Source organism: Streptomyces sp. NPDC012637 (assembly GCF_042954805.1).
Taxonomy (GTDB): domain Bacteria; phylum Actinomycetota; class Actinomycetes; order Streptomycetales; family Streptomycetaceae; genus Streptomyces.
The window spans coordinates 174,432-198,339 of sequence record NZ_JBIBDS010000001.1; the positions used below are offsets into that span (position 1 = coordinate 174,432).

At 73.8% G+C, this 23,908-nt stretch carries 17 protein-coding genes and 1 pseudogene; 10 read left to right on the plus strand and 8 right to left on the minus strand.

Annotated features, from left to right (window positions below):
* Positions 1–58 precede the first annotated feature (58 nt).
* On the plus strand, positions 59–1,273 hold the full coding sequence (locus ACFY8W_RS00865) for an amidohydrolase (protein WP_391098483.1): 1,215 nt from the start codon (positions 59–61) through the stop codon (positions 1,271–1,273).
* A 1-nt stretch (position 1,274) separates the two neighbouring features.
* Here the strand turns inward: ACFY8W_RS00865 and ACFY8W_RS00870 are convergent, their stop codons facing one another.
* Both ACFY8W_RS00870 and ACFY8W_RS00875 read right to left on the minus strand, forming a co-directional pair.
* Entirely contained in the window at positions 1,275–3,326 is a 2,052-nt protein-coding gene (locus tag ACFY8W_RS00870; RefSeq protein WP_391098485.1) for a prolyl oligopeptidase family serine peptidase, read from the minus strand.
* A gap of 51 nt (positions 3,327–3,377) precedes the next feature.
* A pseudogene (locus ACFY8W_RS00875) lies at positions 3,378–3,491 on the minus strand (DUF4440 domain-containing protein); the annotation flags it as partial.
* 209 nt (positions 3,492–3,700) lie between these two features.
* On the opposite strand from ACFY8W_RS00875, the gene ACFY8W_RS00880 reads away from it, so the two are divergent.
* Positions 3,701–5,737: a phosphocholine-specific phospholipase C gene (locus tag ACFY8W_RS00880; protein ID WP_391098487.1), complete on the plus strand. Its 2,037-nt coding sequence runs from the start codon at positions 3,701–3,703 to the stop codon at positions 5,735–5,737.
* A gap of 67 nt (positions 5,738–5,804) precedes the next feature.
* Here the strand turns inward: ACFY8W_RS00880 and ACFY8W_RS00885 are convergent, their stop codons facing one another.
* Positions 5,805–6,428, minus strand: a complete 624-nt coding sequence (locus tag ACFY8W_RS00885; protein WP_391098489.1) for a hypothetical protein — start codon at positions 6,426–6,428, stop codon at positions 5,805–5,807.
* Between the two features lie 183 nt (positions 6,429–6,611).
* Here ACFY8W_RS00885 and ACFY8W_RS00890 point away from each other — a divergent pair, with 183 nt between their 5' ends.
* The gene (locus tag ACFY8W_RS00890; protein ID WP_391098492.1) at positions 6,612–7,979 is read left to right on the plus strand and encodes an FAD-dependent oxidoreductase; all 1,368 of its coding nucleotides are present in this window, start codon (positions 6,612–6,614) and stop codon (positions 7,977–7,979) included.
* Here ACFY8W_RS00890 and ACFY8W_RS00895 read toward each other — a convergent pair.
* Positions 7,924–9,180, minus strand: coding sequence for an MFS transporter (locus ACFY8W_RS00895; protein WP_391098495.1), 1,257 nt, complete (start codon positions 9,178–9,180; stop codon positions 7,924–7,926). The genes ACFY8W_RS00890 and ACFY8W_RS00895 overlap by 56 nt on opposite strands.
* Before the next feature lie 56 nt (positions 9,181–9,236).
* On the opposite strand from ACFY8W_RS00895, the gene ACFY8W_RS00900 reads away from it, so the two are divergent.
* The gene (locus tag ACFY8W_RS00900) at positions 9,237–9,836 is read left to right on the plus strand and encodes a CGNR zinc finger domain-containing protein (protein WP_391098498.1); all 600 of its coding nucleotides are present in this window, start codon (positions 9,237–9,239) and stop codon (positions 9,834–9,836) included.
* On the opposite strand, the gene ACFY8W_RS00905 is transcribed toward ACFY8W_RS00900, so the two are convergent.
* Positions 9,805–10,605: a hypothetical protein gene (locus ACFY8W_RS00905; RefSeq protein ID WP_391098501.1), complete on the minus strand. Its 801-nt coding sequence runs from the start codon at positions 10,603–10,605 to the stop codon at positions 9,805–9,807. The genes ACFY8W_RS00900 and ACFY8W_RS00905 overlap by 32 nt on opposite strands.
* Positions 10,606–10,750: 145 nt before the next feature.
* Between ACFY8W_RS00905 and ACFY8W_RS00910 the strand changes: the two genes are divergently transcribed.
* The 4 genes from ACFY8W_RS00910 to ACFY8W_RS00925 all read left to right on the plus strand — a co-directional run bounded on the left by ACFY8W_RS00910 (position 10,751) and on the right by ACFY8W_RS00925 (position 14,765).
* Positions 10,751–11,230, plus strand: coding sequence for a GNAT family N-acetyltransferase (locus ACFY8W_RS00910; RefSeq protein ID WP_391098503.1), 480 nt, complete (start codon positions 10,751–10,753; stop codon positions 11,228–11,230).
* Between the two features lie 79 nt (positions 11,231–11,309).
* On the plus strand, positions 11,310–13,109 hold the full coding sequence (locus ACFY8W_RS00915) for a hypothetical protein (RefSeq protein WP_391098505.1): 1,800 nt from the start codon (positions 11,310–11,312) through the stop codon (positions 13,107–13,109).
* 100 nt (positions 13,110–13,209) lie between these two features.
* Positions 13,210–14,289, plus strand: a complete 1,080-nt coding sequence (locus ACFY8W_RS00920; protein WP_391098508.1) for a dihydrodipicolinate reductase — start codon at positions 13,210–13,212, stop codon at positions 14,287–14,289.
* Positions 14,286–14,765, plus strand: coding sequence for a carboxymuconolactone decarboxylase family protein (locus tag ACFY8W_RS00925; protein ID WP_391098511.1), 480 nt, complete (start codon positions 14,286–14,288; stop codon positions 14,763–14,765). The genes ACFY8W_RS00920 and ACFY8W_RS00925 overlap by 4 nt, the downstream gene beginning before the upstream one ends.
* Positions 14,766–14,841: 76 nt before the next feature.
* Here the strand turns inward: ACFY8W_RS00925 and ACFY8W_RS00930 are convergent, their stop codons facing one another.
* Entirely contained in the window at positions 14,842–16,497 is a 1,656-nt protein-coding gene (locus ACFY8W_RS00930; protein ID WP_391098514.1) for a GMC oxidoreductase, read from the minus strand.
* Between the two features lie 346 nt (positions 16,498–16,843).
* On the opposite strand from ACFY8W_RS00930, the gene ACFY8W_RS00935 reads away from it, so the two are divergent.
* Positions 16,844–19,870, plus strand: a complete 3,027-nt coding sequence (locus ACFY8W_RS00935) for a protease pro-enzyme activation domain-containing protein (protein WP_391098516.1) — start codon at positions 16,844–16,846, stop codon at positions 19,868–19,870.
* A 30-nt stretch (positions 19,871–19,900) separates the two neighbouring features.
* On the opposite strand, the gene ACFY8W_RS00940 is transcribed toward ACFY8W_RS00935, so the two are convergent.
* Positions 19,901–20,230, minus strand: a complete 330-nt coding sequence (locus tag ACFY8W_RS00940) for a hypothetical protein (protein ID WP_391098518.1) — start codon at positions 20,228–20,230, stop codon at positions 19,901–19,903.
* 80 nt (positions 20,231–20,310) lie between these two features.
* Positions 20,311–21,075: an alpha/beta fold hydrolase gene (locus ACFY8W_RS00945; RefSeq protein ID WP_391098520.1), complete on the minus strand. Its 765-nt coding sequence runs from the start codon at positions 21,073–21,075 to the stop codon at positions 20,311–20,313.
* 198 nt (positions 21,076–21,273) lie between these two features.
* Here ACFY8W_RS00945 and ACFY8W_RS00950 point away from each other — a divergent pair, with 198 nt between their 5' ends.
* Positions 21,274–23,832: a SpoIIE family protein phosphatase gene (locus tag ACFY8W_RS00950; protein WP_391098522.1), complete on the plus strand. Its 2,559-nt coding sequence runs from the start codon at positions 21,274–21,276 to the stop codon at positions 23,830–23,832.
* Positions 23,833–23,908 lie beyond the last annotated feature (76 nt).

Sequence of the window (23,908 nt, forward strand, 5' to 3'; positions counted from 1 at the left end):
GTATACCAAGTTTGTATACAAAGTCGGCGTCCGTCTGATCCCCTCCCCAGGAGGCCCCGTGTCGTCCCCGCAGCCCGCCACCGCCACCGTGTTCCGTGACGTCCGTCCCTGCGGCGGCCCGGCCGTCGACCTCGTCGCCGTCGGCGGGGTCCTGGTGGACGCCGTGCCGGAGGGTGCCGCCGTGGAGACGGTCGACGGCTCCGGGCTGATGGCGCTGCCGACCCTGGTCGACGCCCACATCCACCCCGACAAGACCGCGTGGGGCGAGTCCTGGCACAGCCGCCGGGCGGCCCGCGGCATCGCCGAGTACGTGGCGGGCGACGTGGAGCTGTCCCGCGCGCTGCCCACGCCGGTGGGCGAGCGGGCCTACCGGCTGATGGCACACGCGGCGGCACAGGGCACCCGGGCGATGCGGGCGCACGCCGACGTGGCACCCGCCTTCGGCCTGGCCGGCCTGGAGGGGGTCGCCGAGGCCCGGGAGCGGCTCCGGGGAATCGTGGACGTGGAGCTCGTCGCCTTCCCGCAGCACGGCGTGCTGCGCACGCCCGGTGTGGCGGAGCTGCTGGCGGAGGCGGCGAAGAGCGGGCTGATCACGCACGTGGGCGGGATCGATCCGGCCGGCTTCGACGCGAGCGGCGACGCGGGGAGCGCGGACGGCGACCAGCTCGGGACGGTGTTCGGGCTGGCCGAGCGCCACGGCCTGGGGCTCGACATCCATCTGCACGACCGGGGCGAGACCGGCCTCGCCCCGCTGCGGGACATCGCCGCCCGCACCAGGGCCCTGGGTCTCCAGGGGAAGGTCGGCGTCGCCCACGCCTTCGCGGTGGCCCAGCTGTCCGGACGGGAGCTCGACGAGACGGCCGACCTGCTCGCCGACGCCGGTGTCTCGCTGACCACGGTCGCGCTGTCCTCCGCCACGGTCCTGCCCTTCCGGCGGCTCGCCGAGCGCGGCGTGCGGGTCGGACTCGGCTCGGACGGCGTGCGGGACAACTGGAGCCCGTTCGGCAACGCCGACATGCTGCACCGGGCGTGGCTCGCCGGCTGGGCGCTCGACGTCCGGCTCGACGAGGAACTGGAGGCCTGCTTCGCGCTGGCCGCCCACGGCGGCGCGGAGCTGCTCGGGCTGCCCCGGGCGGACCTGCGGCCTGGTGCCCCCGCCGACTTCATGCTGGTCGAGGGCGAGTGCGTGCCGCAGGCCGTGGTGGACCTGCCGCGCCGTGAGCTGGTGGTGCGGGCGGGCCGGGTCGTGGCCCGCGGCGGCGTCCTGGTCTGAGTCAGCCGGCGCGGCCTCCGAGGGTCCGCCAGAGGAAGGTGTGCTCCAGGGCGCTGTTGTGGGCGGTCTGCTCGTGGTCGGTGGCCCCGGCGTGGCCGCCGGCCAGGGTCTCGTGGAGCAGCACGCGGTGGCCGAGCTCGCGCAGCCGCGCGGCGGCCTTGCGGGCGTGGCCCGGGTGGACCCGGTCGTCGCGGGTCGAGGTGGTGAGCAGGACGGGCGGGTAGGGCCGGCCGGCGGCGAGCCGGTGGTACGGCGAGAGCGCCGCGAGGTGCGGTCGGTCGGCCGGGTCGTCGGGGTCGCCGTACTCGGCCGTCCAGCTGGCGCCGGCGAGCAGGGTGTGGAAGCGCAGCATGTCGAGCAGCGGCACGTGCGCGACGATCGCGCCGAAGAGCTCGGGGCTGCGGACCAGCATGGCGCCCATGAGAAGGCCGCCGTTGCTGGCGCCGGAGATGCCGAGCCGGCCGGGCGTGGTGATGCCCCGGGCGACCAGGTCGCGGGCGACGGCCTCGAAGTCCTCGTAGGCGCGGTGCCGGTCCGCCTTGAGGGCGGCGCGGTGCCAGCGGGGCCCGTACTCGCCGCCGCCGCGGATGCCGGCGACCACGTACGTACCGCCGCGGGCGAGCCAGGCCCGGCCGCGCACGGTGTCGTACGACGGGGTGAGGGAGACCTCGAAGCCGCCGTAGCCGGTGAGGAGGGCGGGGCCGGGCGCCTGGTCGCGGGCACCGACGACGGTGTAGGGGACGCGGGTGCCGTCGGCGGAGACGGCGAAGTACTGCCGGGCGTCGAGCCCCGTGGCGTCGAAGCGCTCGGGGGCCTGCTTGATCCGCTCGCCGGGGCCGTCGATCTCGCCTCGGTGGAGGGCGGGCGGTACGAGGTGTCCGGTGACGGAGAGGAAGTACTCGTCGCCGCTGTCCGGGTCGGTGTCGGTGAGCGCGGCGGAGGCGAGCGGCGGGATGTCGGCGAGTTCCCTGCGCCGCCAGCCGTCGGGGCCGGTGGCCGGGGTGAGGACGTGCATGCGGCTGGCGACGTCCTGGAGGGTCTCGACGACGAGGTGGTTGCGGGTCCAGGAGTGGCCGGCGAGGGCGGTCCGCTCGTCGGGGGTGAAGAGCACCTCGGGTTCGCGGTGTCCGGCGAGGAAGTCGTCGAACCGGAAGGCGAGCAGGGAGCCGGCGGGCCGGCCGAGCCAGGGCGCCTTGGGCGTGACGAGCAGCCACTCGCGGTGCACGGAGCTGTCGGCGTCGTCCGGGACGTCGATGCGGACCTGCTCGCCGCCGTCGGTGAGCAGGTGGGTCTCGTGGTGCCAGAAGTCGCGGTAGCGCACGACGAAGGAGCGCTCGAAGCCCTCGGTGGGGTCGTGCCAAGCGGAGACGGCGAGGTCGGACGCGGCACCCTCGTGGACGAGCGGGGCCCGGTCGAGCGGGGTGCCGCGGCGCCAGCGCCGCACGGTGCGCGGGTAGCCGGAGGCGGTCAGGGAGCCGGGGCCCTCGTCGGTACCGACGAAGACGTGGTCCTCGTCGATCCAGGCGATGTCGGTCTTGGCCTCGGGCAGCGTGAAGCCGTCGGCGACGAACGCCCGCTCCTCCAGGTCGTACTCGCGCACCACGACGGCGTCGCCGCCGCCGCGCGCGAGGCTGACCAGGGCGCGCCGGAACGCGGGCCGCAGCACCTGGGCGCCCGCCCAGGTCCAGTCCTCGCCCTCGGCCGCGGCGAGCGCGTCGAGGTCGAGCAGCACGTCCCAGGCGGGCTCGTCGGTGCGGTACTCCTCGAACGTGGTGCGCCGCCAGATGCCCCGGGTGTGCCCGGCGCCCTGCCAGAAGTTGTAGAGGTACGGGCCGCGGCGGCGGGTGTACGGGATGCGGTCGGGTGCGTCGAGGACCTCGCGCAGCTCGGCGACGAGCGCGTCGAACGCCTCGTCCCCGGCGAGCTCGGCGGCGGTCTCGGCGTTCCGCTCGCGCACCCAGGCCAGCGCCCGCTCGCCCTCGACGTCCTCCAGCCACAGGTAGGGGTCGTCTTCGGGGGTGCCGGTGCCGGTGACCGCGCTCGTCTCGCTCATGGGGACGATTGTGGACCACGCCGCCGACACCGGGGAGTGCCGGGCCCCGGCTCAGGCCTGGGGCAGCAGGCCGAGCTGGTCCAGGAACTCCATCTGGTCGAAGAACAGCCGGTAGCTCTCGATCCTGCCGTCCTTCACGGTCGCGAGGTCGGTCCCGGAGGGTCGGGGCGCTGCCGTCGGCCGGCCCGTTCACCTCGTACCACTGGCGTATTGGTTCGCGGTCGGACCAATTCTCCGCCCCTGCCACCCCACCACCTCACCGTCCGCCCGAAGTTAACCAATCGATTACTGCACGGCCGTATACCTTTGGGCCCCGTTCCCTCATCCTGTCCTCGGCGTGCCACCGGGGCACGGCGGGACAGGAGAGGCGGGGCATGACTCCCATCAGCCGCAGAGGGTTCGTAGGGATCGGGGCGGGGCTCGGGGCCGGGCTCGTCGCCGGGTCGACGCTGCCGACCGGTACGGCGTCGGCGGCCGCGCGGTCGGCCACCGGCACCATCACCGACGTGAAGCACGTGGTGATCCTCATGCAGGAGAACCGCAGCTTCGACCACTACTTCGGCCGGCTCAAAGGCGTCCGGGGCTTCCGCGACCGGGCCGCGGGCAACATCCCGGGCGGCTGGGGCATGTTCAACCAGCCCAACTGGGGCGGCCGGCAGTACCCGTGGAAGCTGAGCTCCACTCCCCCGGCCGGCGGCGTGGACGGCGAGACGCTGGCGCAGTGCAACGGCGACCTGCCGCACAGCTGGACCTCCCAGCACGCCGCCTGGAACAAGGGCCGGCTCGACAACTGGGTCATGGGCGTCGGCAACACCCGCACCCTGGGCCATCTCGACCGCGGCGACATACCCTTCCACTACGCGCTGGCGGACCACTACACCGTCTGCGACGCCTACTTCTGCTCGGCGCTCAGCGCGACCGGCCCCAACCGCACCTTCCTGTGGAGCGGCAAGATCGACGCCTCCAGCAAGGACGGCGGCGACGAGTCGGGGCTGACCTGGGAGACGTACGCGGAGGCCCTGCAGCGGGCGGGAATGAGCTGGAAGGTCTACCAGAACGCCCAGGACAACTACGGCGACAACGGCCTCGCGTACTTCAAGAGGTTCACCGACGCCGGGCCGGGCGACTCGCTGTACGACCGCGGCATGGGCTCCGTGCCGAAGGTCACCGGCTCGACCCCGGACGACATCGCCGCCGCGATCCGCGCCGACGTGCTCGCGGGCACGCTGCCGCAGGTGTCATGGGTGGTGGCGAGCGAGGCCTTCTCCGAGCACCCCTATGCACCGCCGGGCGACGGCGCCCACTTCGTGGACCTGGTCTACCGGGCGCTCGCCGCGAACCCCGAGGTCTTCGACTCGACCGTGCTGTTCCTCAACTACGACGAGAACGACGGCTTCTTCGACCACGTGCCGCCGCCGGTGGCGCCGCCCGGGACGCCGGGCGAGTACCTCGACGGAGTGCCGATCGGCCTCGGCTTCCGGGTCCCGATGATCGTCATGTCACCGTGGACCCGGGGCGGGTGGGTCAGCTCCGAGGTCTTCGACCACACCTCCGTGCTGCGCTTCATGGAGGTGTGGACCGCAGCCCTCGGCACTCCCGCGACCTGCCCCAACATCAGCACCTGGCGCCGCAAGGTGACCGGCGACCTCACCGGCGTCTTCGACTTCGCCCACCCGGTGTACGGCGTGCCGGCGAACCTGCCGTCCACCGCCAAGGTCATCGGCCAGTCCACCTGCGGTCCGCTGCCCAACCCGGTCCCGCAGGACAACGCCCTGCCGCCGCAGGAGAGCGGCACCCGGCCCGCGCGCGCCCTGCCGTACCAGGTGAACGGCAATCTCGACCGCTTCGAGTTCGGCGCAGCGGGCAAGATCCTCGCCTGGTTCTCCATGACCAACCAGGGCGCCGAGGCCCGCCGTTCGGCCCACTTCTCCATCCACCCGCACCAGTACCGGGACACCGCCGCCTGGCAGTACACGGTCGACCCGGGCACCACCGCAACCGACTACTTCAACATCGGGCTCGGCTCGGGCTCCGGCAAGTACGACATCTCGATGATGGGCCCCAACCGTTTCCTGCGCCGCTTCATCGGCGACGCCTCGAAGGCGGGCAAGGACGTCGAGGTCGCGGCGCGCTACGCGACCGAGCCCGGCACCGGCAAGACCGCCCTCTACTTCAGGATAACCAACAACGCCGCCACCGCGGTCACCTTCACCATCCGCTCCGACGCCTACCGGGGCGACGGCCCGTGGACGTACACGGTCCCGGCGAAGTCCTCCCGTGAGGACTACTTCAACGCGGTCGCCTACCACAACGGCTGGTACGACTTCACGATCCTCGCCGACATCGACGGCACCTGGTCGCGCCGCTACACCGGCCACATCGAGACGGGCGCGCCCAGCGTCTCCGGCTGACCCGGTTGGACACCGGCCCCCGCACACGGGGCGAACTCCGTGGGAGGGGTCGGTGTCCGGTCGCGCCTCACGATCCGCCGGACGGCCCGGAGGGACCTGCCGCGGCCCCGCGGCCGTAGCGCGCCCTGTGCCACGCCACCTGCTCGGGGGTCATCGACGACGAGATGGCATGGACGTCTCCGATGCGGGTGTCACCGCGCCGGCGCTCCCTCCGCCCACCGGTCCCGCCGCCGCGGCCGGTGCTCTCGCGGGCGCGGAACGCCATGACGGACACCTGGGAAGCGGGCTGCCAGTGCAGGGAGAAGGCCGGAGCGTTGGCGTCCGGGACCTCCTCCAGAGGCACGCCCCGCTTCGCCAGCAGCCGCTCCAGCCCGTCGAAGCGAAGTCGGCGGTCGAAGCGGCCGTACCGCTCGCGGATCACCCTGTTGACCGCTCCGCCGCCACCCTGACGAAGCCGGTGGACCTGCAGGGTGAAGTGGTGGCCCTCCCACGGGTGGTCGGGTGACTCCCGGAACCAGAAGAACTCGGCCATGCCGTAGTCGCGCCACATGCTGTGGTCGTCGAAGGAGTTCTCGGCGTAGTCCGGGCCCAGGATCGCCGTGACCCGCCCGGGACCGTCCGTCGGCCTGGCGCCCAGCACGGTTCCGGATGCGATCACGTCCACGTAGAAAGCGAGGGAGTACGGGGTCAACTGGTCCTTCCCTGTCGGGCCGGGGTGGCCGGAGCGGCCGCCTCAGCCTAGGCGACGGAACCCCCGCCACCTCACCCTTTTGCCGGATATGAATGATTTCCGGATGATGGGTTCGGTTAGTGACGCTGGGAGGGCCGTGACGGCCCGTACCGCAGACAAGGCGTGGGAAGGCGGTCTTTCACCGTGTCTCGACCGAGAATCCTCGTGGTGGGCGCCGGTTTCGCCGGGGTCGCGTGCGTACGGCGCCTCGAACGGCGGCTGACCGGACGGGAGGCCGCGATCTCGCTGCTCTCGCCCTTCGCGTACCAGCTCTACCTGCCGCTGCTGCCCCAGGTCGCCTCCGGAGTGCTCACCCCGCAGTCGGTGGCGCTCTCGCTGCGGCGCAGCGAGAAGCACCGGACCCGGATCATCCCCGGCGGCGCGATCGGCATCGACACCGACGCCAAGGTCTGCGTGGTGCGTACCATCACCGGCGAGACGGAGACCGAGCCGTACGACCACCTGGTGCTCGCTCCCGGCAGCGTCACCCGCACCTTCGACATCCCCGGACTCGCCGAGCACGCCCGGGGCATGAAGACCCTCGCCGAGGCGGCGTACCTCCGCGACCACGTGATCGCGCAGCTCGACCTGGCCGACGCGAGCCAGGACGAGGCGGAGCGGGCCGCGCGGCTGCAGTTCGTGGTGGTGGGCGGCGGCTACGCGGGCACCGAGACGGCCGCCTGCCTCCAGATGCTCACCCACAACGCGGTCAGCCGGTACCCCCGGCTCGACCCCGAGCTCATCAAGTGGCACCTGGTCGACATCGCGCCCACGCTGATGCCCGAGCTCGGCCCGAAGCTCGGCGCGGCGGCCATGGAGATCCTGCGCAAGCGCGGCATCCAGGTCTCGCTCGGCGTCTCGGTGGCGTCGGTGGACGAGGAGAACGTGACGCTCACCGACGGCCGGGTGCTGCCCTGCCGCACGCTGATCTGGACGGCCGGGGTCGCGGCCAGCCCGCTCATCGGCACGCTGGGCGCCGAGACCCTGCGCGGCCGTCTGGTCGTCGAGCCGGACATGACGGTGCCGGGTCTGCCCGGCGTGTACGCGCTCGGCGACGCGGCGGCCGTACCGGACCTGGCCAAGGGCGAGGAGGGCGCGATCTGCCCGCCGACCGCCCAGCACGCGATGCGCCAGGGCAAGGTGATCGCCGACAACCTGGTCGCGACGCTGCGCGGCGAGCGGACCCGCCCGTACGAACACAAGGACCTGGGCCTCGTGGTCGACCTCGGCGGGCTCGACGGCGTCTCCAAGCCGCTGGGGGTCGAGCTGCACGGCATGCCCGCCCAGGCGGTGGCCCGCGCCTACCACTGGGCGGCACTGCGGACGAACGTGGCGAAGACCCGCGTGATGACCAACTGGCTCCTGAACGCGGTGGCCGGCGACGACTTCGTGCGCACCGGCTTCCTGGCCTCGAAGTCCGGCACGCTGCGGGACTTCGAGTACACGGACGCCTACCTCACACCCGACCAGGTCCGTGCCCACACCGCCTCGTTGCGGGCCCGGACCTCCTGACGAAGGCGCGGCCCACGACCGCGTGTGCGGCGGCCGCGAGCAGCTGCACGGCCGCCGCCATGACCAGCGCGGCGGTCAGGGAACGGGACGCGAGCGGACCCGCCAGCGCCGCGCCCAGCGCGAAGGCGGTGATCTTGACGCTCGCTCCCGTGGTGAACACCTGGGCCCGCAGCCGCTGCGGAGCCTCCCGGTGCCGCACCGCGAACAGCGCGGTGAGCTGCGGGCCTTCGGCGACGCCCGCCAGCAGTGCGGCGGCGACCAGCAGTGCGCTGCCGTGGGCCGCCGTCGCGGCGGCGAGGGCCGAGGCGAGGGCGAGCGCGAGAAGCAGCGGTGCGGCCCACAGCACGGTGTCGGGGGCGGGCGGCCGGCGGAGCCAGCCGAGCACCGCGCCCGCGGCCAGGGCCGCGACCGCCGTGCAGGAGAGCAGCAGCGCCCCGTCGCCCGGCGCTCCCAGGGCCCGCGCGCCCAGCAGCGGCACACAGGCGACGAACGTGCCCTGACCCAGGCAGGACAGGGTCGAGGTGACGGTCGCCCTGGCCAGCGGCATCGACCGGACCAGGCACGCGAAGCCCTGTCGCAGGTCCCGGGCCACGGATCGTACGGTCACCGGCTCTGCCGGGGCCTGGCGGTGCGGCAGGCCACGGGTGGCGGGCACGGCCAGCAGGATCAGCACGACGGCGCCCACCACGGCCGCCGGTGCCCCGAGGAGCCGGCCGAGAAGGCCGGCGAGCGCGGGCCCGAGCAGGCTCGCCGTGCTGTAGGTCATCGCGTCGAGCGCATGAGCGCGGTGCAGCCGGCGCTCCGGAACGACCGTGGAGAGCTGGGAGGTCCAGCCGCCCGCGAGGGCGGGCGCCAGCGTCCCGGCGGCCAGTGCGGTGAGCAGGGTCAACGGGAACGGGACGCGACCGAGGGTGAGCAGGACGACCGTCAGTCCGGCGACGTGGAGGACGAGCGAGACGGCCAGCAGACGTCCCGGGCGGGCGGCCCGGTCCAGGAGCGCGCCGAGCACGGGCCCGCCGAGCGCGGCGGAAGCGGTGATGCCGGCGAGCAGCGCTGCGGCGGTCGCGGCCGAGCCGGTCTGGGCGTAGCCGAGCAGCAGGAGCGCGGGCCCGGACATCTCGTCGCCGGTGCGCGCCGTCGTGGCGCCCGCGAGGAGGCGCCGCATGCCGTGCGGACGCCGGGTTCCGAGGTGGGTGGACACCCGCGCGACGCTACGGGGGTAACTCAAACCTTCACAACATGCGTTACATTCGCCGGATGTCCCCCGCCGCGGACGCCCGGTCCGCCCGCCATTCCGTGCTCGCCAACGCCCTGCGCGCCGCCGAACTCGTCAACGTGCTGAGCCGCCCCGGGCCGGACCCCGCGCTGCTCGCCGAGACCGGGCGGGTGCTGCGCGCGTACGGCGAGAGCGAGCCGCTCGGTCTGTCCGGCGCCGACCTGCCGGGGCTGCGGGAGGCGGCGGCCGCGCTGCGCCCGGTCTTCGCCGCGGCCGACACCGACGCGGCGGCCCGCGCGCTCAACGCGCTGCTCGCCGCGCGGACCGGCCCGCTGCGACTGAGCGCGCACGGCGGCACGAGCCCCTGGCACCCGCACGTTGACGCGGACGACGACGCACCCTGGGCGGAGTGGTTCCTCGCCTCGTCCTGCCTGGCGCTCGCCGTGCTCCTGTGGGACCGGGGCCGCGCACCGGGCGGCGTATGCGCGTCGGCCGCCTGCGAGGACGTCTTCGTGCCGCAGGGAGCCCAGGAGCGCCGCTACTGCTCGCGCCGGTGCGCCACCCGCGAGCGGGTCGCGGCGCACCGGCGCGCCGCCGCCTCGTCGCCGCTCAGCCGGCGAGCGTCGCGGCCGGGCCCATGACGACGACGGGTTCCCGCACCGGGTCGAGGGCCCGGAGGAGTTCGGTCATGTCCTCCCGGGGCAGCGAGACGCAGGCCTGGGTGGGGCCGCCGTGGTCGACGTGGATCCAGACCCCGCCGCCCCGCTCGGGGCCCAGCGGGCGCTCCTTGTTGAGCGGGGTGGTGCCGGGGACGCGGTTGTAGTCGATGGCGACGACGTAGTCGAAGGAGCCTTCGAGGGACTCGCCGAGGAAACCGGTGCCGGAGACGGCGAACTCCTCGTCCTGGTCGTACGGGACCCTGGTCCCCGGATCCGGGAGCCGGCCGCCCGCGTCGCCGAGCCGGTAGACGCCGGTCGGGGAGCGCAGGTCGCCCGCCACGTGGTCGTCGGTCCAGCCGCGCAGGGCGTTGTGCCCGGTCCAGGGACCGGCGGTGCGGTGCCAGCGGCCGGCCGCGTCCCGCTCGTGGAGCACGGCGGTGGCGATGTTGCCGTCGATGCCGTCGCCGCTCACCACGAGCACCTGGGTGGTGCCGTCGGGGATGCGGCCGTAGGTACGGGGACCGATGCCGGGGATGCGTGAGGGCGCCCTGTTGGCGCCGTCGCGCGCCTCCTGACCCTGCGTCCGGTTCCGCTCCGGGCCCTGGAGCGGGGACGTGGAAGCGGCGGGCGCCGGGGCCGGCGCGGCGGAGGGCGGACGCTGCGCGGTGCAGCCGGTCAGGCCTCCGGTCAGCACGAGCGCCGAGGACAGAGCGCAGGTCAGCACCGCGGTGGTGCCCTTGCGGACGGGCATGGGAAGAGCTCCTCCGAGGCTCGGGGCAATGCCCGGATCCGTACCCGGTCGGCACCGGGCCCTGTCGCGGTGCGCGCCCCCTCACCCGTCCGGTCGACGGAGCAAAGCGATTGACGGTTCGTATCGTGCGGGATTTCCTTCCCTGATGAACGCTCTGCGCATCGAAAGCATCGACCCGGCCGACCCGGTGGCCTCCCCCGCGCTCCTGGCGGACTGGCGGCTGATCCACAACACGATCATCCCGACGGCCCCGCTCTCCGCGGAGGAGGTGCGCGAGCGGGCGGGTCGCAACCGGCTCGACGTGGCCTACGCCGACGGAACCGCCGTCGGCTGCTCCACGGTCCGCCCGCCGGACGACGAGACGCCCGCCGCCACGGTCATCTCCCGGATCCTGCCGGAGCACCGGAACCAGGGGTACGGCACCGCGCTGTACGAGCGGGGCCTGGCGCACGCCCGGACGCTGAGCGAGCAGGGCGTGGAGACCGTGGTCCTGGCGAGCAACGAGGAGGGGCTGCGCTTCGCGCTGGCCCGCGGCTTCGTGGAGACCGAGCGGTACGTGCTGCCGGGCGACACCGTGGCCTTCGTGACGCTGCGTCTGGACGAGGGCGGGGCGCGGGCGGAGTAGTCGTCATCCGCTGGACAGTGCGTCCCGGGGTGCGGCACCATCGGGGCATGATCGACAGAATCGAGTCCACCTTCACCCGGTGAGCGCCCAGGAAGAGCGCCGAGCGCTCACCTCCCGGCCCTCGTTGTACGCCCATGTCCTCGGCCTGCTGGCCGCCGAACCGGACGGCCGGCCACGCGCCGGTGGTTACCCGCCTCCTGAGGAGCCGTCACCACCGCCGGGTGCCGAGCGGCTACGGGGAAAGAAGGCCTTCGCCGCCGTGCGGTCGGCCCTCGGCCCGCTCCTCTCCGGGCCCTGCACCCGGGCCGCGGTCGAAGCGGTCGAACGCCGCCTCGCCGAACTCCCGGTCCCGGTGGGCGCGCTGGTCGGCGCCGTCCTCTCCCTGCCGCTCGACGACGAGTCCACGGCGCGGGCCCTCGGCCGGCGCCTCGTCCGTACGGGCCGGGACAGCCGGTCCGTCAGCGTGGGCCTCGCGCTCATGCGGCGGCTCGGGGAGCCCGAGGACGTGCCGTCCCTAAGGACGCTCTCCCGTCTCCGGAACCTTGCGGGCCTGGCCGTGACGGCCCTGGAGCCGCTGGATCCGCAGACCGCCGCGCTCCGCTGGCTGGACGACCGCATCAGGGGGCCCGAGCTGCGTCCCCTGGTGGACGCCCTCCTCACGGGCGCGGTGGCCGAGGTCCGGGCGTTCCTCGTCGGACGGGCGGGCGACGTCCGCCTGGTCGGGCCCTCGCCCGCCCGGCGCATCGCCGAGGCCGTCGGCCTCGTCGGGCTGCTGCGCGCCGAACGGGTCGACCCGCGCCTGCTCGCGCAGGCGGGGCGGCTGCTCGTACGGATGGCGAGCCCGCGCGACTACCAGGCGGAGATCCTCTGCTACGGCGACGCGGTCGAGTCCTGTGACGCCCTCGTCCGGCGCGCTACCGCGCTGCCGCCGACCGTCGAACACGCTGCCGTGCTCCTCTCCCTCGCCGTCGACCTGCACAGCGGGCCGACGCGTCTCCTGCCCTGGCGGGACGGACAGTGCGAGCAGCTGCTCGAGGCGCTCGGCGCCCTGCTCACCTCACCGGCGTGGGAGGGCGCCTTCGCGGAGCCGGGCCAGGACGCCACGTCCGCCGTGCGGCAGCGGGCGGCCTGGCTGCGCTACACCTCCGGGCTATTGTTCCGGACGCCCGGGCCGCCGGGGCGGCTGCGGATCGCGGTCCTCTCGCGCGACCCCGCCGACGCCGAACCGGTCGAGGCCCGCGTCCTGGTCGACGGCGAACCGCTCGTGCCGGCGCTCTTCGGCCGCGGGGCCGCCGAGGCTCCCGAATACCTGCTGGACCGCCGTGCCCTGTGGGCCACGGAGGAGCCGCACGAGGTGAAGCTGGCCGAGGCGTGGTGCAGCGAGGGCTGCTGCGGCGCGCTGCGGGTGACCGTCGTCCGCGAAGGCGACGAGGTGGTGTGGCGGGACTGGCAGCACCCGGCCCGCCTGCCCTCCGGCGATCCCGCGCCCGTGCTCCCGGCGTACCGCTTCGACGCCGCCGCTTACGACGCCGAGCTCGCCCGGGCGAGCAGGAGCGACGGCTGGTCGTGGCCGGCCCGGACCGCCGGCCGGCTGATCGGCGCGGGCCTGCGGGAGGATCCCGGGCTCCTCGCCCGCTGGGACGCGCGGTTCCTTCACGCGGGTGCCGACACCCGGGACCCGGACACCACCGTGCTGTGGTTCCTCTACCGGCCGGGGTTCTCCGAGGGCACGGCGGGTGAGGACGGACCCTGGCTCCAGTTCGTCTGGCGGCTGCCCGACGACGGCGCTCCCCCGGCCGAGCGGGCGGCGGCCGCGCTGCGGCGGCTCGCGGAGGAGGACCCGAGGGCCTACGCCGACTGCATCGCGGGCAGCCGCTGAGCCGGCACCCGCCGCCCCGTTCCCCGAGGTTCGGACGCCCTGTCAGATCGGATGCGTCACGCCTCTGGGAACCTCGCGTCCCCGGCGCTACCCTCCGCGCATGATTCCGACCGTGGTATGGGGAACCGGAAATGTCGGGCGCGCGGCGATCCGTGCCGTCGACGCCCATCCGGCGCTCGAACTCTCGGCCGTCCTCGTCGCGAACCCCGCCAAGGTCGGCCGTGACGCGGGCGAGCTCGCCGGGCTCGGGCGCGCGCTGGGAGTGGCCGCCCGGGACGACGTGGCGGCCGTGCTGGCCGAAGGCCCCGGCGCAGTGGTGTACGCGGCGTCCGGGGACATGCGCCCGGACGGAGCGCTCGCCGACGTCGTACGGGCCGTCCGGGCGGGCGCCGTGGTGGTCACGCCGTCGCTGTACCCGCTGTACGACCACCGGGGCGCGCCGCCCGAGTTCCGGGACCCGGTCCTCGGGGCGGTGAAGGAGGGCGGCGGCTCGCTCTTCGCCTCGGGCGTGGACCCGGGCTGGGGCAATGACGTGCTGCCGCTGCTCGTGAGCGGTCTCGGCAGCACGGTGGAGGCCATCCGCTGTCAGGAGATCTTCGACTACTCGACGTACGAGCAGGAGGAATCGGTCCGCCTCCTCGTCGGCATGGGACAGCCCATGGAGTACGAGCCGCCGATGCTGCTGCCCTCGGTGCCGACGATGGTCTGGGGCGGGCAGCTGCGGCTGATGGCCCGCGCGCTCGGGGTCGAGCTCGACGAGATCCGCGAGACCCTGGACCGGCGTCCGCTGGAGGCGACGGTGCGCACCCGGACGATGGGCGAGTTCGCGGCGGGCACGCAGGGCGCGGTGCGTTTCGAGGTGCAGGGGATCGTCGACGGCGAGCCCCTCCTCGTGATCGAGCACGTCACCCGGATCCATCCGGACTGCGCCCGGGACTGGCCGGTGCCGCCGGACGGTTCCGGCGCCCACCGCGTGATCGTGGAGGGCCGGCCCCGGATCGAGGTGACGGTCGAGGCCTCCGACGAGGGCGAGAACCGGTCGGCGGGCGGCAACGCGACCGCCGTGGGCCGGCTGGTGGGAGCGATCGACTGGCTGGTGGAGGCGGAGCCGGGGCTCTACGACGCGCTGGACGTGCCGTTGCGCCCGGCGGTGGGGAAGCTGGGAAGGAGAACGCAGTGATCATCGACATTCCGGAGGGGCAGGAGCCCATCGGGTACGTGTGGGGCGACATGGTGCCCGGCATCGGCATGGCGGCGGCGAACTTCTCGCTGTCCGTGTACTCCCACACGACGCTCGGGCTGCGCGAGTTCGAGGCGGCGCGACTGCGGATCGCGCAGATCAACGGGTGCCGGTTCTGCCTGGACTGGCGGACGGACCGGGACGGGGAGAAGGTCGAGGAGTCCTTCGCCGACGCGGTCCTCGAGTGGCGCACGACGGACGCCTTCGACGAACGGACCCGGCTCGCGGCGGAGTACGCGGAGCGGTACGCGCTCGACCACCACAACCTGGACGAGGAGTTCTGGTCCCGGATGACGGCCGCCTACGGCCAGGTGGAGATCGTGGAGCTGACGATGAGCCTGGGCTCGTGGCTGGCGTTCGGCCGGCTCAACCGGGTGCTCGGTCTCGACACCGTGTGCGTGCTGCCGACGCACTAGCGGCGGGGCACACGAGGAGGGCCGGCCGGGGACTCCCCGGCCGGCCCCTTCGCGTGCCCGGCGCGACGCGGCCGCCTCACAGGTCGGTCGCGATGATCTTCTCGATGTTGCGTTCGGCGAGCGCGGTGATGGTGACGAACGGGTTGACGCTGGTGCTGCCGGGGATGAGGGCGCCGTCGATGACGTACAGACCGTCGTAGCCGTGCAGGCGGCCGTGGTTGTCGGTCGCCTCGCCGAGGACGGCGCCGCCGAGCGGGTGGTAGGTCAGGTGGTCGCCCCAGATCTTGTAGGCGCCGAACAGGTCCGTGCGGTAGATCGTGCCTTCCTTGGCGTTGATCTTGTCGAAGATGGTCTTGGCCGCGTCGATGGACTTCTGCTTCCAGGCCCGGTCCCAGCTGAGGTCGACGCGTCCGGCGGCGGCGTTCCAGCTGAACTCGGCGCGGTGCGGGGTCCTGGTGATGGAGAGGTAGAAGGAGGCGTAGGTCTCGATGCCGGTGGGCAGCGGGGCGACCTCGGCGAAGGCGCCGCCGGCGTCCCAGTTGTCGATGCCGGCGGTGGGCATGGCGGACTGGAGCTTCCCCGTGGGGTCCCACATGTGGTTGGCCCGACCGCACATGACGTTGCCGTTGTCGCCCCAGTTCTTCCCGACGCGGTCGTTGAGCGCGGGGAGCGCGCCGGTGGCCTTCAGCCGGGTGAGCAGCTTGCTGGTGCCGACGCTGCCGGCGGCGAAGAAGACCCGGTCGGCGGTGACCGTCTTGGTCTCGACGGTGGCGCCGGTGGTGTCCGTCCGCTCGATGACCACGGTGTAGCCGCCGCCGGACGCCGGAGTGACGGTGGTGACCTTGTGGAGCGGGGAGACGGCCACCCGGCCGGTCGCGGCGGCCCGCGCGAGGTAGGTCTTCTGCAGGCTCTTCTTGCCGTGGTTGTTGCCGTAGATGACCTCGCCGTCGAGGGCGGACCTGGGCACGGCGCCCGCGGCTTCCTGCTTCATGTAGTCCCAGTCGTAGACGTTCGGCACGAAGACGAAGGGGAAGCCGGAGCGTTCGGCGTGCTTGCGGCCGACGCGCGCGTACTGGTAGCAGTCGGCGCTCTCCCACCACGCCCGGTCCACCTCGGTGACACCGAGGCCGGCGTTGGCGCGTGGGTAGTAGGTGCCGTACATCTCGGCGGGGTCCACGGTCGGCAGGAGCGACGGGAAGACCTCGCGGCGCGGCGTGACGGCCATGCCGCCGTTGACGAGGGAGCCGCCGCCGACACCGCGGCCCTGGTAGACGGTGATCCCGGCGAAGTCCTCGGCGTCCAGGATGCCGGTGTAGCGGGGCACGTCCTTGTCGAGCGGGAAGCCGAGGAACTGGCTCAGCGGCTGCTTGGTGCGGGTGCGCAGCCAGAAGGAACGGTAGTCGGGTTTGGTGGTGTTGGCGAAGATCTTCCCGTCCGCCCCGGGTGTGTCCCAGGCCATGCCCATTTCGACCAGATGGACGTCGACGCCCGCCTCGGCGAGCCGGAGGGCGGCGACGGATCCGCCGTATCCGGAGCCGATGACGAGGGCCGGGACGCGGGCCCCGGAGGGGAGGGGAGCGAGGGGGGACCGGACCTCGGCGGAGGTCGCGGCGTGTGCGGACGTGGTGTGCCCGGCGAGCGCCAGGCCACCCAGAAGGGAACCGGTTCCAGTGACGAACCGACGGCGGGTCAGGCCTCTGGAATCCGAGGCCGAAAAGGATCTGTCACTCACGTGATGTTCCTCACCCTGGGAGTGAATGGGAACATGTTCTACTGGGACGTTCTTGGGAAGTCACGAGAAACCGCCCGGTAACTTCCGGCCGAAAACCAGCGTTCGCGATCACGTTCGAGCAACGAACGCACCCCCGCGTGCCGGTCGCGGATACGTGCCTGATAAACCTTCACGTCTGGTCGTCGCTCTGCCGCCGCGAGTGCGCGTGGACGGCACCGGGGGGGTTTCACGCTGGACGGGCTCGGAGCGCTGCGGCGCCGTGCCCGGGTTCCACCTTCGCTGCTCCTTCCGGGCTGCCCGCTGCCCGCGGCCGCGCGCGACGCGGATCGTGAGAGGGAGCGTGTGCATGGGCGGAACCGCCCGTAGCAAGGCATTCAGATGGAGTGCGGCCGCCGTCGCCGCCCTGGCCGTCGCCGCGGCCGCCGTCCCGGCTTCGGCCGCGCCGGCCGCCCCGGCGAAGGACCCGGGCCCGCAGCGGGTCGGCGCGGCACCGAAGGCGCCGAAGGGCGCTGTCCGCACGGCCGATCCGGCCCCGGGCAAGACGCTCGACCTGAGCGTCGTCCTGGAGCCCCGCGACCCGGCCGCGCTGCAGCGGTTCGTCGCCGAGGTCTCCACCCCCGGCTCGCCGCGTTACCGCCAGTACCTCGGTACGGGCGAGTTCGCGAAGGTCTTCGGCGCCGAGCCGGAGACGGTGCGCGAGGTGCGCGCCGGCCTCGAGGCCAAGGGCCTCACCGTCGGCGAGCTGGAGGCCGACGGCCTCACCCTGCCGGTGAGGACCACCGTCGCCGGCGCCGCCAAGGCCTTCGGGACCCAGTTCGACGGCTACAAGCTGAAGGACGGCACGACCGGCCACCTCAACACCGCCGCCCCCGCCTTCGACGGCCGGGTCGCGGACGAGGTGCGCACCGTCGTCGGTCTGAACACGCTGGACTCGTACAAGCCGCGCAACACCGGCGTCAAGGGCGGGAACCGCAAGAAGCAGACCACCACGGACACCGGTGCCCTGCGGCCGCGGCTCACCGGCACGACCCCGACGATGTGTCAGGACGTCAAGGACTACCTGGCCTACGCGGGCGACCCCGAGTACCCGCCGCTGTACGACACCAAGGACTACTGGAGCGCCCGCTCGCTGGCCGCCCAGTACAACATGGCCAACCAGCCGAACGTGCAGACCGGCGCCACCATCGCGGTCTACGCGCTCGAGAACTACGACCCCAAGGACATCGCGGAGTACCAGCGCTGCCACGGCACCCGGGTGCCCGTGACCGCGGTCCGCGTGAACGGCGGTCCCACCGAGCCGGTGGACCCGTTCGGCACCGGGGCCGGCCTCGAGACCGCGCTGGACGTCCAGACCATCATCGGTCTCGCCCCGCAGTCCAAGATCCTCGTCTACCAGGGTGAGAACACCTGGAACGACGCCACGGCCACGTACCGCCAGATCGTCACCGAGAACCGCGCCAAGGTCGTCTCGGTCAGCTGGGGCCTGTGCGAGGTCCACACGCCGGCCGACACCCGGTCCGCCCAGAACCTGATCTTCCAGCAGGCCGCGGCCCAGGGCCAGACCGTCGTCGTCGCCTCCGGCGACAGTGGCTCGACCGGCTGCTACGTGCCGGTCGACGCCGAGGGCACCCCGCACCCGGAGGTTCCCGACCAGGACCAGCTCGTCGTCGACTTCCCGTCGGCCTCGCCGTACGTCCTCGCCGTCGGCGGCACCACGATGCAGACCTCCGTCAGCGGCCAGACCACCTGGTCCGGCTCCGGCGGCGGCGTCGCGCGCGGCTTCACCGTCCCGGCCGACGGCTTCCAGGCCGGCCGCACCGGTGCGGGCTACAGCGACCTCTGCTCGGCGCCCGCCGACACCACCTGCCGTCAGCTCCCGGACGTCGCCGGCGTCGCCGACCCGGCCACCGGTTACCCGATCGCCTTCGGCGGCGGCGAGTACTGGGGCGTCATGGGCGGCACCAGCGGCGCCGCGCCGGTCTGGTCCGCGCTGCTCGGACAGGCCAACCAGGACCTGGCCTGCCAGGCCAACGGCCCGGTCGGCGACGTCCACCGCGCGCTGTACCAGCTGCCGGCGACGGCCTTCCGTGACGTCACCACCGGCAACACCAACCTCACCAAGTCGGGCAACTTCAGCGGGCTCTACCAGGCGGGCTCGGGCTTCGACCTGGCCACCGGCCTCGGCACCCCGAACGGGCGCGAGATCGTCGCCGGCCTGTGCAAGGCCGTCGCCCCCTCCCCCGCGAGCACCTTCGCCGCGCTCGCCCCGGCCCGCATCCTCGACACCCGCTACGGCATCGGCCGCACCGGCACCGCGCCGGTCCCGGCCAAGGGCACCGTCAAGCTGAAGGTGACCGGCGTGGGCGGTGTCCCGGCGTCCGGTGTGACCGCGGTCGTCATGAACGTCACCGCCACCGCGCCCGCCGGCCCCGGCTTCCTGATCGCGTACCCGAGCGGCACCACCCGCCCGGCCTCGTCGAACATGAACTGGCTGAAGGGCGAGACCGTCCCGAACCTGGTGACCGTTCCGGTCGGCAAGGACGGCTCGGTCGACCTGTACAACGCGGGCGGCTCCACCACCCACCTGATCGCGGACATCTCGGGCTACTTCACCACCGGCACCGAGGGCTCGACCTACGTGCCCAAGGGCCCGGCCCGCATCCTCGACACCCGCAACGCCATCGGCCGTGCCGGCACCTCCCCGGTCGCCGGCAAGGGCACCGTCTCGCTGACGGTCGCGGGCGCCGGCGGCGTCCCGGCCACGGGCGCCACCGCGGTGGTCCTCAACGTCACGGCCACCGCGCCGACGTCGAACGGCCACCTGATCGCGTACCCGAGCGGCACCACGCGGCCCACCTCGTCGAACATCAACTGGCTCACCGGCCAGACCCGTCCGAACGCGGTGGTCCTCCCGATCGGCGCCGACGGCAAGGTGAACCTGTACAACGCCGGCAGCGGCACCGTGCACTTCATCGCCGACGTCTTCGGCTACTACACCGCGGGCGCGGAGGGCAGCACCTTCCACACCGCCGGCCCGGCCCGACTGCTCGACACCCGTTACGCGCTCGGCACGTCCGGCACCACCCCGCTCAAGGGCGGCACGCCGCTGGCGCTGAACCTGAACGACGGTCACACGCTGGCCAACGCCAAGGCGGTCGTCCTCAACGTCACCGCCACCGCGCCGACCACCAACGGCTTCCTGACGGTGTGGCCCGACGGCACGACGCTGCCGAACGCGTCCAACCTCAACTGGACGACGGGGCAGACCACGGCCAACCTCGTCACCGTGCCCGTCGTCAACGGGAAGATCGACTTCCGGGCGAACACCGGAACGGTGCACGTGATCGCCGACCTGTTCGGCTACTACTCCTGATGCGTCACCCGTGACGCGTCACCTGACGCGTCACTCCTGATCGCGGGAGCCCTCGGGCCCCGTCCCCGTCGCGCGAGCGCCGGGGACGGGGCCCTCGCCGTCTCCGAGGCCGGACGTCAGGGCCGCGACCAGCACGGCCGCGAGCCCCGCCCAGGCGAGCGCGCCGGGACCGGCCGCCCGCCAGCCGAGAGTCGCGAGCAGCAGTCCGGCGAGCAGCCCCGCGGCCACGGCACGCCGGTCGCGGACGAACGCGAGGGCGCGGCGGGCGGTACCCGGGGCGGCCCGCTCGCGCAGGGCGAGGCGGCACACCAGCAGCGCCGCCGCGACCGCGGCCGTCAGGGCCAGGACCATGCCGTGCACCGCCTCTCCGCGCCGTCCGCCGGCGTCTTCCGTTCCGTCCGCTCCGCACCAGTCTCCCCGGCCCCGGGCGCGGCCGCGCGTCAGGCGGCCAGGAAGGCCTCGATGGCGTCGGCGAGCTCCTTCGGGGTCTCCTCCGGCGCGTAGTGACCGGCCTCGGGCAGGACCGTGAGCCGCGCGTTGGGGTACCAGCGCAGCCAGGTGGCCTCCATGGCGTCCGCGCCGAGCGCCGGGTCGTGGGCGCCGACGACGAGGAGGACGGGCGCCGGATTGTCGCGGACCCGCTCGTGGAAGTCGGTGCGCGACCAGGAGTCGAGGTAGGCGCGGAAGGCGGTGGCCGAGGAGCGCCGCAGGGAGCGGTCCACGAGGGCCGAGAGCCACGCGTCGTCGTAGCGGCCGCCGGTGGTGTTGTCGATGATGGCCCGGCGGTTGCCGGGGTTCTCGGCGGCCCCGGCGAAGAGCGCCCAGGTGTCCTCGTCGAGCGGGAAGCCGGCCGCGGACACGGGTGAGATCCCGACGATGGAGCGCACCCGCTCGGGCGCGTCGAGCAGCATCAGCTGGGCGGCCTTGCCGCCCATCGAGTGGCCGACGACGGAGAAGGTGTCCCAGCCGAGGTCGTCGGCGACGGCCAGGGCGTCCGCGGCGACCTCCTCCATGGTGTACGCGCCGTCGGCGTCGATCGCCTCCCCGTAGCCGCGGCAGTCGAGGAAGGCGTAGGACCCGGAGGTCCCGTCCAGGTGCTCCCGCAGCGGCGCGAAGCTGCTGCGGTCGCCGAACCAGTTGTGCAGCACCAGGGCCCGGTGCGGACCGCTGCCCTGGACGTCGTACGGAAGAACCCGGCCGGTCATGATGCCCCCTGGTCGCGAGGTGTCGGGGCTGCACACCCGCCGCGGCAGCCGAGGCCGAGTCTCGCGAGCGGCCCGGGCCGGGTCAATGCCCCCAAGGGGTGGTTCCGGAGCCGGCGGACGGGGCTCCCCCGGCCCCGACGGCGCGCCGTCTGCCGCCCCGGGCCGGCGACGGCGCCCCCGTACGCGCGGGTACTCCGGATGCGGGGCCCTTCCGGGCGGGAGCATGCTGGCTGTGTGACCTCGAACGGCGCGGCAGGCACCGCCCCGTCGGCCGAGACCGGGCCCCCGCGCCCGGAGCCGGGCGCCGCCGGGTGGACGGCGGACGCCCTGACGGCCGTCCTCGCGGAGTCCGTGCTGCGGGCCGTCGAGGCGGCCGGCGGCTACGCGGGCGGGGTCTACCTGCAATCGGGCACCTCAGGACTGCTGCGGCTGGCCGTGCTCGCGGGACTTCCGGCACCGCTGTTCCGACCGTGGTGGCGGATGCACGTGAACCGGCCCTTCCCGGTGGCCGAGGCACACCGGTCGGGCCAGCCGGTCCACCTGGGGGACGTCGAGGAGGCCATGCGGCAGTTCCCCCAGCTGGTGGCCAGCCTGCCGTTCCCCTTCGCCTCGCTCTACACGCCGGTGATCGGTGGCCGGGAGCGGTACGGGGTGCTGGTGGTGCTGCGCACGCCCACCCCCGGGGTGCCGGTCGACGCGCGGGACCGCGGGCGGATGCTCCAGGAGGCACGCCGGCTCGGCGTGACGCTCGGCGCGCTCGCCGCCCACGGGACACGGGTGGAGTGGCCGGGAGCGCCGGTGTCCGTCCAGTTGCCGGCCAGGACCGGGCCGCGCGTGCGGATCGGCTACTTCGACTGGGACCTGGATTCCGGCACGCTCACGGCGGACACGGGTCTGCGCGAGATACTCGGCGTGCCCGACCCACTGCCGTGGACCGTCGAGTCGCTGACCGCCCGGCTGGTCCCCGAGGACGCGTACGCCCTGGGGGCACTGGCCCGGCAGGCCGCGGACTCCGGCGGCCCCGCGGCGCGCCGGATCCGGCTGAAGGGCCCGGACGGCGGTCTGCACCTCCTGGAGGTGACCGCCCGCCCCCTCGCCGACGGCCGGGACGGACACGTCCTCACCGGGTCCCTGGTCGACCTGGGGACCGGGCTCGTCGGCTCGGACGCCACCGACCGGCTGCCCCGGGCGATCCTGGCGATCGACAGGCTCGGCAGGATCACGTACGTCAACGAACGCACCGAGGCCCTGCTGGGCCTGGCGCGCGACACCCTGGCCGGCCGGCCGCTGTGGGAGGCGGTGCCGTGGTTCGCGCATCCGTACCACGAGGAACAGCTGCGCGGAGCCCTGCTGTCGGACGAGCCGATCCACTTCCTGGCGCACCCGGGGCGCGGCGAGTGGCTGTCGGTCTCGCTCTATCCGGGGCGGGACGGGGTCACCCTGGTGCTCGTCCCCGAGAGCGACCCGGCGGCGAGCGGCAGGCCGCAGGCCGTCCTGGCCGGTGCCGACGGGGACGGTCTCTCCTCGCCCGAGGGGCGGGCGGCGGCCCTGTACCGTCCGGTGGCCCTCGCCATCGCGCTCTCCGAGGCGGTGACGGCCCGCCAGGTGTCGGCGGTGGTCACCGAGGAGCTCCTCCCGGCCTTCGGCGGACGGCAGCTGGCGATCTATCTGCTGAGCGAACGTCATCTCTACCTGGCGTGGGAGACCGGCTTCCCACCCGGCTTCCTCGAGCCCTTCGACGGGGTCGGTCTCGACGCCCGGGTGCCGGGAGTCGAGACGTTGACGACGGGCCGGCCGTTGTTCTTCGAGTCGATGGACCAGCTGGGCACGGCCTATCCGGACATGCCGCTGGACGCGCACACGGGCGCGCGGGCCTTCCTGCCGCTGATCGCCTCTGGCCGGCCGGTGGGCTCGTGCATCCTCGGCTTCGACAAGCCGCGCGGCTTCACCGCCGAGGAGCGGACGGTGCTCACCGCGCTCGCGGGTCTGATCGCCCAGGCCCTCGAGCGGGCACAGCGCTACGACTCCGAGTCGGCACTGGCCCGGGGGCTGCAGGACGCGCTGCTGCCGCACCGGCTGCCGGTGTACGCGGGCGTGGACACGGTCGGCCGCTATCTGCCGGGCACGCAGGGCATGGACGTGGGCGGCGACTGGTACGACGTGGTGGAGACGGGTCCGGGCCGGCTGGCCCTGGTCATCGGCGACGTGCAGGGCCACGGAGTGGCCGCGGCGGCCACGATGGGTCAGCTGCGCAGCGCGGTACGGGCGTTCGCGCTCAGCGGGCACCCGCCGCAGGACGTGGTGCGGGCCACCAACCGGCTGCTCATCGACCTGGACCCGGGCCAGTTCGCCAGCTGCTGCTACGTCGTCCTCGACCCGCACACCGGCGAGACGCAGGCGGCGCGGGCCGGGCATCCGCAGCCGCTGCTGCGCCGGGCGGACGGCGGCACGGAGGTGGTGGAACTCGCGGGCGGCGTGGTGCTCGGCGTCGACGACGCGGCCACCTACCCGGTGACCCGGCTGCGGCTCGAACCCGGCGACGTCCTCGCGCTGTTCACGGACGGTCTGGTGGAGCGGCCCGACACGGACATCGACGAGGGCGTGGAGCAGCTGCGCCGCACCTTCGCGGCCACCGGCACGGCGCCGCTCGCCGACACGGCCGACCGGCTGATCCGGGAGGCGCGGCAGGCCTCCGACCGGCCCGACGACATCGCCCTGCTCCTGGCCGCCCGCTGGGGCTCCCACCCGTCCGGGTGACGGCCGGTCGGTCGTACGGGGCTGGTTGCGCGGACGGTGCCCGGAGACGCTGGACGGAACGGGGGACGTGCGGTGC